The 14969-nt window shown below is 64.3% G+C and carries 15 protein-coding genes; 9 read left to right on the top strand and 6 right to left on the bottom strand.

Annotation, left to right across the window (positions count from 1 at the left end):
- The first annotated feature begins 11 nt into the window (after positions 1–11).
- Genes NP552_RS04125 through NP552_RS04110 form a run of 4 tightly spaced genes read left to right on the top strand, consistent with a single transcriptional unit; the run spans position 12 to position 2939 of the window.
- On the top strand, positions 12–533 hold the full coding sequence (locus NP552_RS04125; protein WP_054914961.1) for a DUF2937 family protein: 522 nt from the start codon (positions 12–14) through the stop codon (positions 531–533).
- Between the two features lie 44 nt (positions 534–577).
- Complete coding sequence (locus NP552_RS04120) at positions 578–1330, top strand: 5-oxoprolinase subunit PxpA (protein ID WP_058541522.1); 753 nt, start codon at positions 578–580, stop codon at positions 1328–1330.
- Positions 1327–2022, top strand: coding sequence for a 5-oxoprolinase subunit PxpB (pxpB, locus tag NP552_RS04115; RefSeq protein ID WP_100634623.1), 696 nt, complete (start codon positions 1327–1329; stop codon positions 2020–2022). Before NP552_RS04120 ends, pxpB begins: the two co-directional genes overlap by 4 nt.
- On the top strand, positions 2019–2939 hold the full coding sequence (locus NP552_RS04110; protein ID WP_088514498.1) for a biotin-dependent carboxyltransferase family protein: 921 nt from the start codon (positions 2019–2021) through the stop codon (positions 2937–2939). The genes pxpB and NP552_RS04110 overlap by 4 nt, the downstream gene beginning before the upstream one ends.
- Before the next feature lie 40 nt (positions 2940–2979).
- Here the strand turns inward: NP552_RS04110 and NP552_RS04105 are convergent, their stop codons facing one another.
- The 3 genes from NP552_RS04105 to NP552_RS04095 form a co-directional block, all read right to left on the bottom strand.
- On the bottom strand, positions 2980–4158 hold the full coding sequence (locus NP552_RS04105; protein ID WP_043864189.1) for a vWA domain-containing protein: 1179 nt from the start codon (positions 4156–4158) through the stop codon (positions 2980–2982).
- An 18-nt stretch (positions 4159–4176) separates the two neighbouring features.
- Positions 4177–5022, bottom strand: coding sequence for an AAA family ATPase (locus NP552_RS04100; protein WP_043864188.1), 846 nt, complete (start codon positions 5020–5022; stop codon positions 4177–4179).
- 178 nt (positions 5023–5200) lie between these two features.
- A complete protein-coding gene (locus NP552_RS04095; protein WP_258662354.1) occupies positions 5201–6274 on the bottom strand; it encodes a DUF748 domain-containing protein in 1074 nt (357 codons plus the stop codon).
- A gap of 130 nt (positions 6275–6404) precedes the next feature.
- On the opposite strand from NP552_RS04095, the gene cysK reads away from it, so the two are divergent.
- From cysK to NP552_RS04080, 3 genes are all read left to right on the top strand, one after another.
- Positions 6405–7379 (top strand): cysteine synthase A, encoded by a 975-nt coding sequence (cysK, locus tag NP552_RS04090; RefSeq protein ID WP_043864186.1) that lies wholly within the window; start codon positions 6405–6407, stop codon positions 7377–7379.
- A 171-nt stretch (positions 7380–7550) separates the two neighbouring features.
- Complete coding sequence (locus NP552_RS04085; protein ID WP_043864185.1) at positions 7551–8486, top strand: aspartyl/asparaginyl beta-hydroxylase domain-containing protein; 936 nt, start codon at positions 7551–7553, stop codon at positions 8484–8486.
- Positions 8487–8858: 372 nt separating this feature from the next.
- A complete protein-coding gene (locus NP552_RS04080; protein WP_054914957.1) occupies positions 8859–9758 on the top strand; it encodes a DMT family transporter in 900 nt (299 codons plus the stop codon).
- Here NP552_RS04080 and NP552_RS04075 read toward each other — a convergent pair.
- Positions 9740–10645 (bottom strand): DMT family transporter, encoded by a 906-nt coding sequence (locus NP552_RS04075; protein WP_054914956.1) that lies wholly within the window; start codon positions 10643–10645, stop codon positions 9740–9742. The genes NP552_RS04080 and NP552_RS04075 overlap by 19 nt on opposite strands.
- 245 nt (positions 10646–10890) lie before the next feature.
- Here NP552_RS04075 and aceK point away from each other — a divergent pair, with 245 nt between their 5' ends.
- Positions 10891–12612, top strand: a complete 1722-nt coding sequence (gene aceK / locus NP552_RS04070) for a bifunctional isocitrate dehydrogenase kinase/phosphatase (RefSeq protein ID WP_043864182.1) — start codon at positions 10891–10893, stop codon at positions 12610–12612.
- A gap of 76 nt (positions 12613–12688) precedes the next feature.
- Here the strand turns inward: aceK and NP552_RS04065 are convergent, their stop codons facing one another.
- Positions 12689–13558: a DUF6279 family lipoprotein gene (locus NP552_RS04065; protein ID WP_274096453.1), complete on the bottom strand. Its 870-nt coding sequence runs from the start codon at positions 13556–13558 to the stop codon at positions 12689–12691.
- Between the two features lie 105 nt (positions 13559–13663).
- Here NP552_RS04065 and NP552_RS04060 point away from each other — a divergent pair, with 105 nt between their 5' ends.
- Positions 13664–14500, top strand: a complete 837-nt coding sequence (locus tag NP552_RS04060; protein WP_043864180.1) for a CvfB family protein — start codon at positions 13664–13666, stop codon at positions 14498–14500.
- On the opposite strand, the gene NP552_RS04055 is transcribed toward NP552_RS04060, so the two are convergent.
- Entirely contained in the window at positions 14501–14884 is a 384-nt protein-coding gene (locus NP552_RS04055) for a hypothetical protein (RefSeq protein ID WP_043864179.1), read from the bottom strand.
- Between the last annotated feature and the right edge of the window lie 85 nt (positions 14885–14969).

Genomic DNA, 14969 nt, shown 5'->3' with positions numbered 1-14969 from the left:
GATCAGCCTTCATGTTCAGAAGTTACCTGCGTTTGCTGTTGTTTACCTTCGGCCTGCTGGTCGGTGTGCAGATCCCCGGGCTGATCAACGATTACACCCAGCGGGTCGAGGCGCACCTGCTCGAATCGCGCGAGGGCCTCAAGGGCTTCAACCAGACCGCGCAGCGCTTTTTCAATGGCGACCTGCAGGCGCTGGTACGTCACTACCGTGCCAGCGACGACCCGGTGTTCAACAGCGATGCCGACAGCATCGACAGCCTGGTGGCGCGCAATCGCCTGCTCGAAGAAGAGTGGCAGACCCTGCAGCGCCCGTGGCTGGTACGCACCTGGCACGTACTGGTGGCGGCCGACCCGGCCTTGCGCGAGGAAACCCTCAAGGGCTACAGCTACCAGATCCTGCTGGCGCCCGAGGCGATGGCCTGGGGCCTGGCCAGCGCCATGCTGCTGGCACTGGTGATCGAGAGCCTGCTGATGCTGATCGGCTGGGCGATCCTCGGCGGTCGGCGCAAGCCGGTGGAGCCGAGCTGGCGCTAGACGGCCTCCGGGCCGCCCCCCCACCCGACACAGGAGCAACGCGCGTGAGCCGCCTGCTACTCAATTGCGACATGGGTGAAAGTTTCGGCAGCTGGAGCATGGGGCTGGATGCCGAAGTGATGCCCTTTATCGATTGCGCCAACATCGCCTGCGGTTTTCATGCTGGCGACCCGGGCATCATGCGCGCCACCGTGGCGCTGGCCGTGGCCGGGGGCGTGCTGGTGGGGGCGCACCCGGCGTACCAGGACCTGGCCGGTTTCGGGCGCCGCTCGATGGCCTGCAGCAATGAAGAGATTCGCGACCTGCTGCATTACCAGATCGGCGCGCTGGACGGTATCTGCCGTACCCAGAAGACCCAGGTGGCCTACGTCAAACCCCACGGCGCGCTGTACAACGACATGATGGCCGAGCCGGGCAAGCTGCGTGCGGTGATCGAGGCGGTGGCCGCCTACGACCGCAGCCTGCCGCTGATGCTGATGGCCACGGCCGACAATCGCGCGGCCCAGGCACTGGGTGACGAATATGGCGTCACGTTGTGGTTCGAGGCCTTTGCCGACCGTGCCTACGACCCCGCCGGACGCCTGCTGTCGCGGCGCCTGCCCGGTGCCGTGCACCACGACCCGGCCCTGATCGTCGAGCAGGCCCTGCGCCTGGCACGGGGCGAGCCGCTGGTTGCCAGTGATGGCAGCGCACTGCGCCTGCAGGCCCATACGCTGTGTGTGCATGGCGACAATGCCAGCTCGGTGGCTGCGGTGCGGCAGATTCGTCAGGCTCTCGATGCGCAGGCGGCGCCATGAAGTGGCGCGTCGAGGTGGTTGCTGTCGATTGCCTGATGGTGCGCCTGTTCGATGCGATCGATGAGTCCAACATGCCCTGGATGCTCGCTGCCACCCAGCGTCTGCGCGCAGCCTTTGCGGCGCAGTTGATCGATCTGGTGCCGTCGTACACCACCGTGATGGTGCATTTCGACCTGTCGCCCACCCAGGCCCGCGAGCGTATCGCGCAGGCGCTCGAAGGTCTTCGCCCCGACGAGGGCGGGGCAGGGCAGCGCCACGACATTCCGGTGTGGTACGACCCCAGCGTCGGGCCCGAGCTGGCCTTGCTGGCGCAGCGCAGCGGCGATTCCGTGGCGGGGGTGATCCGCCGCCACAGCGCGCGCGAGTACCAGGTGTTCGCCCTGGGCTTCGCCCCGGGTTTCGCGTTCATGGGGCTGGTCGAGGAGGCGCTGGCCGCGCCGCGCCTGGCCACCCCGCGCAAGCGCGTGGCAGCCGGCAGTGTGGGCATCGCCGAGCGCCAGACGGCGGCCTACCCGGCGGTTTCGCCCGGGGGCTGGAACCTGATCGGGCGTACCCCCAGCCGCCTGTTCGATCGCCAGCGCGAGGGCTACAGCCTGCTGCAGCCGGGCGACCGGGTGCGCTTCGTGGCGGTGGACCGTGCCGAATTCCTTGCACTCGGCGGCGACGACACGCCCCTGCAGGTGTCGCCGTGAGCCGCTTGCTGATCGAGGCCAGCACGCCGCTGTGCCTGTTGCAGGATGCCGGGCGCTTTGGCGTGCGCCACCTGGGCGTGACCCAGGGCGGTGGTCTGGACTGGGTATCGATGCGCTGGGCCAACTGGCTGCTGGGCAATGCACCGCAGGCGGCGGTGGTGGAGATCACCCTGGGCGGGCTGACGCTGGTGGCCGAGCAGGCGTGCTGCCTGGCACTGGCCGGTGCTGACCTGGGCGCACGGCTCGACGACCAGCCGCTGGCGCCGTGGCGCAGTTTCGTGATGGACAAGGGGCAGCGCCTGCAGTTCACCCAGCCGCTGCAGGGTGTGCGGGCCTACCTGGCGGCGCCAGGGGGATTCGCTGCGCCGCAGGTGCTGGGCAGTTGCGCTACGGTGGTGCGCGAGGAGCTGGGCGGGCTGACGGGACTGGGCAGGGCATTGGCCCGAGGCGAGTGCCTGGGCTACGCCGGCAACGCGCCGGGTGTGCGTGAGGTGCCCGAAGGGCTTCGACCCGTGCCTGGTACCTGCACCGTGCTGGACCTGGTGATGGGGGCGCAGATCGGCGAGTTTGCCGGGCAGAGCCTGTTCGATGCCTTCAACCGCGACTGGACCCTGGACACCCGCGCCGACCGCATGGGCATGCGCCTGCTGGGCCCGGCGTTGCAGTATCAGGGGCAGCCGATGATCTCGGAGGGGATACCGCTGGGCGCGGTGCAGGTACCGCCGGATGGGCAGCCGATCGTGTTGCTCAATGATCGGCAGACGATTGGCGGCTATCCGCGATTGGGGGCGCTGACCCCGCTGGCGCTGGCCGGCCTGGCGCAGTTGCTGCCGGGGCGTGTGGTGCGGTTGCGGGCCGTGGTGCAGGAGATGGCATGGCGAGAGCAGCAGGTTTATCTGCAGAGGTTTGCCGACTGACAGGGCCTCTTCGCCGGCAAGGCCGGCGAAGGGTTCACCGCTACTTGGAGAGAAACCGCATCCCTTCCTCCAGCCCGCGCAAGGTCAGCGGGAACATCCGGTCCTCGACCAGCTCGCGCACGATGTTGGTCGAAGCGGTATAGCCCCAGGTGTCCTTGGGGTAGGGGTTTATCCAGATCAGCTTCTTGTACTTCTCCATGAAGCGGCGCATCCACACATACCCGGCTTCCTCGTTCCAGTGCTCCACGCTGCCACCGGGCTGGGTGATCTCGTAGGGCGCCATGGCCGCATCGCCCACGAACACCACCTTGTAGTCGGCGCCGTACTTGTGCAGCAGGTCCATGGTCGAGGTGCGCTCGGAGGTGCGGCGCAGGTTGTTCTTCCACACCGACTCGTACACGAAGTTGTGGAAGTAGTAGTACTCCAGGTGCTTGAACTCGGTCTTGCAGGCCGAAAACAGCTCTTCGCAGATCTTCACGTGGGCGTCCATCGAACCGCCGATGTCGAACAGCAGCAGCAACTTCACGCTGTTGCGCCGCTCCGGACGCATCTGGATGTTGAGCAGCCCGGCATCGCGCGCGGTGTGGTCGATGGTGCCGTCGATATCCAGCTCTTCGGCCGCGCCCTGACGGGCGAACTTGCGCAGCCGGCGCAAGGCCAGCTTGATGTTGCGCGTGCCCAGTTCCACCCCGTCGTCAAGGTTCTTGTACTCGCGCTGGTCCCATACCTTGACCGCCTTGCCCTGGCGCTTGCCGGCATCGCCCACGCGAATGCCCTCGGGGTTGAAGCCGCCCGAGCCGAACGGGCTGGTACCGCCGGTGCCGATCCATTTGTTGCCGCCGGCATGGCGTTCCTTCTGTTCTTCCAGGCGTTTCTTGAACGCTTCGATCAGCTTGTCCAGACCGCCCAGGGACTGGATCTGCGCACGCTCTTCATCCGTCAGGGAACGCTCGAATTCCTTGCGCAGCCAGTCTTCGGGGATCAGCGCCTCCAGGTGGTGGTCGAGGTTTTCAAGGCCCTTGAAGTAGGCCGAGAAGGCCCGGTCGAACTTGTCGAAGTGGCGCTCGTCCTTGACCAGGATGGCGCGCGCCAAATAGTAGAACTCGTCCATGTCGGCGAAGATCACCCGCTGCTTCAAGGCATTGAGCAGGTCGAGCAACTCGCGTACCGACACCGGCACCTTGGCCGCGCGCATTTCATTGAACAGGTTCAGCAGCATGGCAATGACCCCGTTGGCTCAGCGGTTGCCGCGCCGGCTCATGAACGCCAGGCGCTCCAGCAACTGCACGTCCTGCTCGTTCTTGACCAGCGCACCGGCCAGCGGCGGGATGGCCTTGGTCGGGTCGCGCTCGCGCAATACCGCTTCGCCGATGTTGTCGGCCATCAGCAGCTTGAGCCAGTCGACCAGCTCGGAGGTGGAGGGTTTTTTCTTCAGGCCCGGCACCTTGCGCACGTCGAAGAACACGTCCAGCGCCTCGCTGACCAGGTCCTGCTTGATGTTGGGGTAGTGCACGTCGACGATCTGCTGCAGCGTGGCGCGATCGGGGAAGGCGATGTAGTGGAAGAAGCAGCGGCGCAGGAAGGCGTCGGGCAGTTCCTTCTCGTTGTTGGAGGTAATGATGATGATCGGACGCTGTTTGGCCTTGATGGTCTCGTCGATCTCGTAGACGTAGAACTCCATCTTGTCGAGTTCCTGCAGCAGGTCGTTGGGGAACTCGATGTCGGCCTTGTCGATTTCGTCGATCAGCAGGATGACCCGCTCCTCGGCTTCGAAGGCCTCCCACAACTTGCCCTTTTTCAGGTAGTTGCGCACGTCGTGCACCTTGTCCACGCCCAGCTGCGAGTCGCGCAGGCGGCTGACCGCATCGTACTCGTAGAGGCCCTGGTGGGCCTTGGTGGTGGACTTGATGTGCCAGGTGATCAGCTTGGCACCGAAGGCTTCGGCCAGTTGCTCGGCGAGCATGGTCTTGCCGGTGCCGGGTTCGCCCTTGACCAGCAGCGGGCGCTCCAGGGTGATCGCCGCGTTGACGGCCAGTTTCAGGTCATCTGTGGCGACGTATGCGCTGGTGCCTTCGAACTTCATGTACCGATCCTCAAAAAATGGTCATGCGGTGACTATCATGCGACGACTATAACGCGGGGCTTGCGTGGCTGTGAACGCGGACGGGGTATTCAGTCTGTGGATGATTGGTCATGAAACCGGGGTGGCAGGCCTGGCCTCGTCGCTGGCTTGCCAGCGAAAGGGCCAGTACCGCGATGGATCAGTCAGCTTTCGGCGGCCCCTGTTCATACCGCGCATTGAATGCCTGCACGAAGCCGTTGCGCAGAATCTGCAAAAACGCCTCGAACGCGCTGATATCGCTGTGATGCACGCTGCCGCTGAGCTCCACGCGCGTGGCGAACTGGTTCTTGCGCTGGTTCTTGAGCACCGTTTCGGTACCGCCCACCAGGGCTTCCCAGATCGAGCGCAGAAACCCCTTGTCCTTGTTGTCCACGTCCTGCTGCCAGTTGAACACCTCGACATCGCGCAACAACGGCTTGATGTAGCCCTTGAGCTGGCCCTTGTTCGCCTCGGCCTCGATCACCACGTCGCCGTGCCCGGCATTGAAGTCGAACTTGCCGTAGGCGCTGGCAAAGTCGTTCATCTGGCGCAGCTGGATGCCGGTGGCGCGCAGGCGGAACTGGAAGTCCTCGAAGTTGCTCAGCGGGTCGAAGGTGGCCGTGCTTTCCACCCGCGCGTCGCCCAGCAGCCGGGCCTTGCCCTCGAAGCGGGCGTCGCGCTTGCCTTCGACGTCCACCACGTTGGTCAGGTTGTAGACGCTGGCGTTGAGCTGGGTCGCTTCAAGGCTGACCGGCGGTTTGGAATTGAAGTTGCGAAAGGTCAGGGTGCCGTCGTCTATGCGCAGCTCGTTGAGGGTGATCGGCAGCAGCTTGCTCAGCTGCGCGCGCCAGTCGGTGCCCTTACCGGTCTGCGACGCCTGGGTGTTGCCGCCATCGACGAAGTTCAGTTTCGGGCGCAGGAAGGTCACTTCGGCCACCACGGCATGGTCGTACCACAGTGAATGCCAGCTCACCGACAGGTCGATCAGCGGCGCCTCCAGAAACGGCACCGGCACCTTGCCCGTGGTCTTGACGATGGTCAGGCCGTTGATCTTGTAGGCGCCCCGCCACAAGGCCAGGTCGACATCGGTGACCTGGCCGCGGTAGTCGCCCATGTCGGCGAGCTTTTCGTTCAAGTAGTTGCGTACCAGGATCGGCAGCGTCAGGTGCAGGGCCAGCAGCAACAGTGCAATGCCCAGCAGCCCCCACAGGGGCCAGCGGTAGCGGCGTTTCATCGGCGTGGGTTCCGTGATTGAGGATGATCGGTTGACCGCCGCACGGGCGCATCGGTTCGTTCGGGGTGGACGCACCGCAGGGGCAGGCATACCCTTGAAGTTTTCGCACGGTGCCAAAAGGACCCAAGCCATGAGCCGTATCTTCGCTGACAACGCGCACTCCATCGGCAACACGCCGCTGGTGCAGATCAACCGCATCGCCCCGCGGGGCGTGACCATCCTGGCCAAGATCGAGGGGCGCAACCCCGGCTATTCGGTCAAGTGCCGGATCGGCGCGAACATGATCTGGGACGCCGAAAGCAGCGGCCGGCTCAAGCCGGGCATGACCATCGTCGAGCCGACCTCGGGCAACACCGGTATCGGCCTGGCCTTCGTGGCCGCTGCGCGCGGCTACAAGCTGATGCTGACCATGCCGGCCTCGATGAGCATCGAGCGGCGCAAGGTACTCAAGGCGCTGGGCGCCGAGCTGGTGCTGACCGAGCCTGCCAAGGGCATGAAGGGCGCGATCGAGAAGGCCGCCGAAATCGTAGCCAGCGACCCGGCCACCTACTTCATGCCGGCGCAGTTCGACAACCCGGCCAACCCGGCCATTCACGAGAAGACCACCGGTCCGGAAATCTGGAACGACACCGACGGCGGGGTCGACGTGCTGGTTGCCGGCGTGGGCACCGGCGGCACCATCACCGGTGTGTCGCGCTACATCAAGAACACCCAGGGCAAGCCGATTCTGTCGGTGGCGGTCGAGCCGCTGGTGTCTCCGGTGATCACCCAGGCCCTGGCCGGCCAGGAAATCAAGCCCAACCCGCACAAGATCCAGGGCATCGGCGCAGGTTTCGTACCCAACAACCTGGACCTGTCGATGGTCGACCAGGTCGAGCTGGCCAGCGACGAGGAGTCCAAGGCCATGGCCCTGCGACTGATGCAGGAGGAGGGCATCCTGTGCGGTATCTCCTGTGGCGCGGCGATGGCCGTGGCGGTACGTCTGGCCGAAAAGCCGGAAATGCAGGGCAAGACCATCGTGGTGATCCTGCCCGACTCGGGCGAGCGCTACCTGTCGAGCATGCTCTTCAGCGACCTGTTCACCGAGCAGGAAAACCAGCAGTAACCACCGCCAGGCTCCACCGAGGCTGATCCGCCTCAATGTTCGGCGCACTGCGTTGTTGCACAATTGCCAACACTGAATGTCCGGCCCCGGTTGTTTTTACCGGGGCCGGATCGGTTTATCATGTCCGATTATCCGGCAGCGATGGCCTGATCGAAATTCAAGGAGTGTTGCATGACCTTTTCCTTTGTCGCCAAGGCAGGTGTACTGCTGCTGTTCTTCGGCAGCACCCTGTACGTGCACCTGCGCGGCAAGGCGCGTTTGCCCGTGTTGCGCCAGTTCGTCAACCATTCGGCGCTGTTCGCCCCCTATAACGCCCTGATGTACCTGTTTTCGGGGGTGCCTTCCAAGCCCTACCTGGACCGTAGCCGCTTCCCCGAGCTGGACGTGCTCAAGGACAACTGGCAGGTGATCCGCGAGGAGGCCATGCACCTGTTCGACGAGGGCTACATCCGAGCCGCCGAAAAAGACAACGATGCCGGCTTCGGTTCGTTCTTCAAGAAGGGTTGGAAGCGCTTCTACCTGAAGTGGTACGACAAGGCGCTGCCATCGGCCGAGGCGCTGTGCCCCCGCACCGTCGAGCTGGTCAACAGCATCCCCAACGTCAAGGGCGCGATGTTCGCCCTGCTGCCGGGCGGCAGCCACCTGAACCCGCACCGCGACCCATTCGGCGGTTCGCTGCGCTATCACCTGGGGCTGTCCACGCCGAACTCGGACGACTGCCGCATCTATGTCGACGGCCAGGTGTACGCCTGGCGCGATGGCGAAGACGTGATGTTCGATGAAACCTACGTGCACTGGGTGAAGAATGAAACCGAGACCACCCGGGTGATCCTGTTCTGCGATATCGAGCGACCGCTGACCAGCCCGCTGATGACCCGCATCAACCGCAAGGTCAGTGCCTTCCTGGGCCGGGCCACCGCGCCGCAGAACACCGACGACGAGCGCGTGGGCGGCATCAACCAGGCGTATGCCTGGAGCAAACGCTTCAGTACCGTGATCAGCAGCCGGGTCAAGACCTTCAAGCGCGCCAACCCCAAGGCCTACCGCGTGCTGCGCCCGGTGCTGGCGGTGCTGGTTGCTTACCTGCTGTACCGCTGGCTGTTCTGACCACACTCGGTGCAAGGTTGGCCCCTGCCGGGGCGGGCCTTGCACCGTGTCGCGAGTGTGGCTATATTCACCCACAGTTCACCTCACCGAAGACCTGCACATGCCAGCTTCCCGCCCCACCACCGTATTCGCTACCGCGCCCGACGCGGTCGTGGTCGTGCGTGGGTCCCAGCAGCCGGTCATGATCAGTCACTACCCACCACCTGTCAGTAGCCCCGTGGCGTGCGTTGTCGCACCACCCGGCGTGGTTGTAGTGCTGGGCTGAGCGGCCACTGGCTGCGCCCCCACCACACCTGAACCCTACTGAATACGGCCGGCTGCACCGCGCAGCTCGACCGTTCGGCTTACTTGCCCGAATACAGGTGGCATTTCATGTCAGTTATCTCGAAACAATCCGTGGCCTCGGCGGCCACCACCAGCCTGTTCGTCCTGCTCTGGAGCAGCGGCGCCATCGTCTCCAAGCTCGGCCTGGCGCAGGCCTCGCCCTTTGCCTTTCTGCTGATCCGCTTTGCGATTGCCTTTGTCGGCCTGCTGCTGCTCGGCCCGTTGCTGCGCCTGCACTGGCCACGCGGTCGCGGCCCGTTGCTGCAAGCCATCGCCACCGGCTGCGTGCTGCTCGGTGCCTACCAGATCTTCTACCTGCTGGCGCTGGACCTGAAGGTGACGCCCGGCATCATGGCCACCGTGATGGGCGTGCAGCCGATCCTCACGGTGGTGCTGATGGAGCGCAAGCGTTCGTTCAGCCGGTTGTTCGGCCTGAGCCTGGGGCTGATCGGGCTGGTGATGGTGGTGTACCAGGGCATCGGCCTGGGCGGCATCTCGCTGGCGGGCATGCTGTTCGCGCTGCTGGCGCTGGCCAGCATGACGTTCGGCTCGATCATGCAGAAGCGCATCACCAGCAACCCGGTGGGCACGCTGCCCTTGCAGTACCTGGCGGGCCTGCTGATGTGCGCGCTGTTTGCACCGTTCCAGCCGCTGGCGGTCAACCCCAATGCCAGCTTTGTGTTCTCTGTGCTGTGGATGGGCCTGGTGGTGTCGTTGCTGGCGACCTTGCTGCTGTACCGGCTGATCGCCAAGGGCAACCTGGTCAATGTCACCAGCCTGTTCTACCTGGTGCCGGCGGTGACGGCGGTGATGGACTACCTGATCTTCGGCAATCGCCTGGCGGCCTTGAGCCTGCTGGGCATGGGCTTGATCGTGGTGGGCCTGCTGTTCGTGTTCCGCAAGCCCGCGACCAAGCCTGACACGGTGGATCAGTCGCTGGCCAGCTGACGGGCCTGGCGGGCCGGCTTGAGCACCAGCCACAAGGCCACGGCAATCAGCAGCCCGCCATACAGGTGCGCCATCGACAGGGGCTCGTCCAGCAGCCACGCGCCCCACAGCACGCCGAAGGCCGGGATCATGAAGGTCACGGTGGTGGATTTTACCGGGCCGATTTCGCTGATCAGGCGAAAGTACAGGATGTAGGCGAAGGCGGTGCACAACAGGCCCAGCCCCAGCAGCGACAACCACACCTGCCAGCCGCCCCAGCTGGCAGGTGGCTGGGTGATCACGCTGAAGCCGAACAGCGGCAGCAACAGCAAGGTGGCGCCCATCATGCTGCCCAGCGCCGACAGGCGACTGTCCAGGCCGCCCTGCTGGTCGAGCCAGCGCCGCGCCAGATACCCCGAGAAGCCATAGCAGGTGGTGGCCGCCAGACACGAGAGGGCGCCCTGCATGAGCCTGGCGTCGAAGGCCACCGGCCCCGCACCACTGAGAATCCCGACCCCGAACAGGCCCAGGAATATGCCGCCCAGCTTGGGCAGGGTCATGGCCTCGCGAAAGAACAGCGCGCCGATCAGCACGCCCATCAGCGGCGTGGTGGCGTTGAAGATCGCCGAGTAGCCGGCGGGCAGCACCTGTGCGGCCACCGAGTAGAGCGTTGCGGGTATTCCCGAGTTGATCATGCCCAGAAACAGGCAGGCCTTGAGTTTGCCCTGGAAGTCCCAGCGCACGCGCAGCAGGGCGAGAATCACCAGCAACCCGGCGCAGGCGATTGAGACGCGAAAGAAGGCGGTGGGCAGGGTGCCCAGCACCGGCGCAATGATGCGCATGAACAGAAAACTGGCCCCCCACACGGCAGCGAGAATCAACAGTCGGGTGATGGCGATGGGGCTCACGGGGGTTCTCCGGGTAACAGGGGCAGGGGCGGGAGTTTACGGTAAAAGCCAGGGTGGGCTCTCTCGCTTTCTTGCGGTGTCAATTCGGGCGCTTTCGCCAGCACCGCTGGCTCATGCTGTGGGGGCGGTATCTGTAGGAGCCGGCCTTGCCGGCGAAGGGCGCGAAACGGTTCCTAAGTAGGCTATCGCAGCCTTGCGTGACTGGCTAAGCTCAGGTCTTTGAAATTCCCGCAGAGGTCTTACCCATGCCCCAACAATGGCCGGCCGCCGCCATCGCCCGGATGATTCTCGATGGCTTCGACAGCTACCGTGAGCACTTTCGCCAGATCACCGACGGGGCACGCCAACGCTTCGAGCTCGCGCAATGGCAGCAGATCCAGACGGCCTCGGCGGCACGTATCAATCTCTACGAGGAAAAGGTCAGCGAGGTCAGCGGCTGGCTGGCCGGCGCTTTCGAGCCCGAGGTTCTGCTGGATGCGACGTTCTGGCCGCTGGTCAAGAGCGCCTACATCAGCCTGATCGACCCGCGGCTGGACGATGAGCTTTCCGAAACCTGGTACAACTCGATTTTCTGCAGCCTGTTCAGCCATGACCTGATCAGCGACGGCTGCATGTTCATCCATACCACGCGCCCGGCACTGCGCGCCCATGAGCGCGCCGCGCAGACCCGCACCTACCGCCCCCAGGGCGGGCTGGGCGAGATGCTCGCGCAGGTCTTCGCCGACTACGCCTTCGCGGTGCCCTTCGCCGACCTGCCTGGTGATCTGGCGCGCCTGGAGGCGCAGTTGCGCGAGAACCTGCCCGATTGGGTGTGCAAGGACCCGCAACTGCAGGTGGAGCTGTTTTCCTCGGTGCTCTATCGCAACAAGGGGGCCTACCTGGTGGGCCGGCTGTTCACCCACGATGAACAGTGGCCGCTGGTGATTCCGCTGCTGCACCACGAAGGCCACGGCATCGAAATCGATGCGCTGATCACCGATGAAGCCGATGTGTCGATCATCTTCTCGTTCACTCGCTCGTACTTCATGGTCGATGTGCCGGTGCCGGCCGAGTTCGTGGGCTTTCTCAAGCGCATCCTGCCGGGCAAGCACATCGCCGAGCTGTACACCTCCATCGGTTTCTACAAGCACGGCAAGTCCGAGTTCTACCGGGCGCTGATCAATCATCTGGCCAGTACCGATGACCGCTTCATCATGGCCCCCGGCGTGCGCGGCATGGTCATGAGCGTGTTCACCCTGCCGGGCTTCAACACCGTGTTCAAGATCATCAAAGACCGCTTCTCGCCGTCCAAGAGTGTCGACCGCGCCACGGTCATCGAGAAGTACCGCCTGGTAAAGAGCGTCGACCGCGTGGGGCGCATGGCCGATACCCAGGAGTTCGCCGACTTTCGCTTCCCGCTGGGCAAGTTCGAGCCCGAGTGCCTGGCCGAGTTGCTGGAAGTGGCGCCGTCGACCGTGGTGGTGGAGGGCGACACGGTGCTTATCCGCCACTGCTGGACCGAGCGGCGCATGACCCCGCTGAACCTGTACCTGGAAAACGCCAACGAGGCCCAGGTGCGCGAGGCGCTGGAGGACTACGGGCTGGCGATCAAGCAATTGGCGGCGGCGAACATCTTCCCCGGCGACATGCTGCTGAAGAACTTTGGCGTTACCCGGCATGGGCGGGTGGTGTTCTATGACTACGACGAGATCTGCTTTCTGACCGAAGCCAACTTCCGCTATATCCCGCCGCCGCGTTTCCCCGAGGACGAGATGGCCAGCGAGCCGTGGTACTCGATCGGGCCGCTGGACGTGTTCCCCGAGGAGTTCCCGCCGTTTCTGTTTGCCGACATCGGTCAGCGGCGGCTGTTCAGCCAGTTGCATGGCGAGTTGTATGACGCAGATTACTGGAAGGGGCTGCAGGCGGCGATACGGGAGGGGAAGGTGATCGATGTGTTCCCGTACCGGCGCAAGTGCCGGGAGAACTGAGCAGCTTCGCCGGCCTTGCCGGCGCCAAGGGGAAGCGCGTCGCGCCTGTAGGAGCCGGCCTTGCCGGCGAATCGGTTCAGGATTGCAGGCACTTGAGCTTGCTGAAGTCCTGCTGCACCTTGGCCAGCCTGCCCAGCAGGTGCTGACGTTGCTGCTCGCTGCTCTGCGCCATCAGGTCCACCAGCAGGCTGCGCGCCTCCTCTTCGGTACGCTGGTAGGCCATGCGGTACTCCGGCGTCCACAGGCTTTCGCGCTGCTTGAGCAGTAGTTCCAGCCTTGGTTCGAATGCCTCGCTGCGCCGTTGCTCCATCGCCGCAGTGAACTGCGCCTGCCAGTGTGCGCGGTTGGCGATCCACTGACGGTTCTGTTCGCCCAACGCCTGTGACCACTGCGCCACGCGCAGGCGCTGCTGCGGGTTCAGTTCGCCCAGCCATGGCGTCAGGCGTTTTTCCATGCGCTGCTGGCGCTGCTCGATCTGCCTGGCCAGCGGCGTCTTCACATACTTGGCCTCGCGCTCGCGAATGTCTTCGGCAAACGCCTCGCGCATGTCGCTGACCTGTTGGTCGTCCATGCCGCGCAGCAGCTGCGTGGCCGACGGCATGATCTGGTCGGCCACCTCGGCGATGGCCTGCTTGGCCTGCTCGGTGCGCAGCCTTAGCTGCGCGTCGGTGACCTCGTTGTGCGCGACCATCTGTCGAATATCGCCCAGCCATGTCAGATAGCCCGGCAGCTGTGTACGACAATGCCATGCCAGGTGCGCCTTTAGTCGTTCGTCCAGCCAGCCTTTCTGCTGGCGATTCATGCTCAGGTAGTCGCTCAGCGACCAGGGCACCAGTACATCGAGGTTGCGGTAGGCGAGGTCCATGCGGTTGCAGCCGACCAGCAGCAGCGTCGACAGCACCAGCAGCGAAAGGCAGCGAAACAACGTGGACAGGCAGGCATCCATGGGTGCATATCCTTGCAGGGGCGTGCTTGTGTTTATAGAACAACGGCGCGCCTGGCGGTTCCCGTAGCGTGTAGAATGCCAGCCTCGCAACGAGGATTTCAGCAAATGGCTTTAGTTGGGCGTTACAACACTTTGCAAGTGGTCAAGCACACGGATTTCGGTCTGTACCTGGACGGCGGGGCGGACGGCGAGATCCTGCTGCCCAACCGTTACATCCCCAAGGACACGCCCACCGAGGTCGAGGACTGGCTCAACGTCTTCGTCTACCTCGACAGCGAAGACAAGCTGATCGCCACCACCGAGAAGACCAAACTGCAGGTGGGCGAGTTCGCCAGCCTCAAGGTGGTGGAAATCAATAGCATCGGCATCTTCCTCGACTGGGGCCTGCCCAAGGACCTGTTGATGCCGTACTCCGAAGAAAAACGCCAGATGAAGGCGGGCGAGTACTGCGTGGTGCATGCCTACCTCGACAAGCGCACCCGGCGCATCACCGCCACCGCGCGCCTGGACCGCTACCTCGACAAGCTGCCGGCCAACTACAGCGTGGGCCAGGAAGTCGACCTGCTGGTGGTCGAGGAAACCCCGATGGGGTTCAAGGCCATCATCAACAACAAGCACTGGGGCCTGATCCACAAGAACGAAGTGTTCAAGTTCTTGCGTTCGGGCAAGCAGGAGAAGGGCTACATCAAGGAGCTGCGCAGCGACGGCAAGATCGCCCTGAGCCTGCAGCCGGTCGGCCAGGCCCTGGCCAGCACGCTGAACGACAAGATCCTCGACAAGCTCAAGGCCGCCAACGGCGTGCTGCCGGTCAGCGACAAGAGCGACCCGCAGGTGATCAGCGACCTGTTCGGGGTGAGCAAGGGCAACTTCAAGAAAGCGATCGGCGCCCTGTACAAGGACGGGCGCATCGTGATTCACGCCGACCGCATCGAACTGGTCTGATCAGACCTGCACGAAGGCGGCAAAACTCAGGTTTTCGCCGCCCGGACGCAAGTCCTGCAGCAGCGAGTCGCGGTCGGCGCTCAGCGCCAGGCTGATGGTCGAGCGACGCTTGCCCGGCTTGCGTACTTCCATCTTCTCCAGGTGCGCACGCAGGAAGTTGACCGGCACCTTGAGGTGCTGCAGCTGGTCGGTTTCCGGGGTGTAGAGCAGCAGGTTGACCCAGTCGGCCACGCTCTTGGGCAGCACCAGCTTCACCGGCACATCGAACCACCACAGGCTGCGCTTGGTATCGAGCACGGCAAACAGGGTGTTGTCGCTGTTGAGCACAGGGCGTTCCAGCGCCTGGTTGCGACGGGCGATGGCGGTGGGTTTGTCGAGTTTCATGCAGGTTCCTACGGGTGACGCTTGAAAGGTCGGCCATTGTGCTGGGATTGCGCTGAAAACTAAAGCGGGGCCTGCTGACAGGGCC

Origin of the sequence: Pseudomonas sp. 8209 (assembly GCF_028682105.1) — a bacterium.
Lineage (GTDB): Bacteria > Pseudomonadota > Gammaproteobacteria > Pseudomonadales > Pseudomonadaceae > Aquipseudomonas > Aquipseudomonas palmensis.
This window is presented reverse-complemented; position numbering and strand designations above follow the sequence as displayed.

Excerpts from the sequence above, each read along its gene's own strand:
- NP552_RS04125 (WP_054914961.1), top strand. The coding sequence starts at position 12 with ATGTTCAGAAGTTACCTGCGTTTGCTGTTGTTTACCTTCGGCCTGCTG.
- pxpB (WP_100634623.1), top strand. The coding sequence starts at position 1,327 with ATGAAGTGGCGCGTCGAGGTGGTTGCTGTCGATTGCCTGATGGTGCGC.
- NP552_RS04105 (WP_043864189.1), bottom strand. The coding sequence starts at position 4,158 with ATGCTGCTGAACCTGTTCAATGAAATGCGCGCGGCCAAGGTGCCGGTG.
- NP552_RS04100 (WP_043864188.1), bottom strand. The coding sequence starts at position 5,022 with ATGAAGTTCGAAGGCACCAGCGCATACGTCGCCACAGATGACCTGAAA.
- NP552_RS04095 (WP_258662354.1), bottom strand. The coding sequence starts at position 6,274 with ATGAAACGCCGCTACCGCTGGCCCCTGTGGGGGCTGCTGGGCATTGCA.
- cysK (WP_043864186.1), top strand. The coding sequence starts at position 6,405 with ATGAGCCGTATCTTCGCTGACAACGCGCACTCCATCGGCAACACGCCG.
- NP552_RS04085 (WP_043864185.1), top strand. The coding sequence starts at position 7,551 with ATGACCTTTTCCTTTGTCGCCAAGGCAGGTGTACTGCTGCTGTTCTTC.
- NP552_RS04080 (WP_054914957.1), top strand. The coding sequence starts at position 8,859 with ATGTCAGTTATCTCGAAACAATCCGTGGCCTCGGCGGCCACCACCAGC.
- aceK (WP_043864182.1), top strand. The coding sequence starts at position 10,891 with ATGCCCCAACAATGGCCGGCCGCCGCCATCGCCCGGATGATTCTCGAT.
- NP552_RS04065 (WP_274096453.1), bottom strand. The coding sequence starts at position 13,558 with ATGGATGCCTGCCTGTCCACGTTGTTTCGCTGCCTTTCGCTGCTGGTG.
- NP552_RS04060 (WP_043864180.1), top strand. The coding sequence starts at position 13,664 with ATGGCTTTAGTTGGGCGTTACAACACTTTGCAAGTGGTCAAGCACACG.
- NP552_RS04055 (WP_043864179.1), bottom strand. The coding sequence starts at position 14,884 with ATGAAACTCGACAAACCCACCGCCATCGCCCGTCGCAACCAGGCGCTG.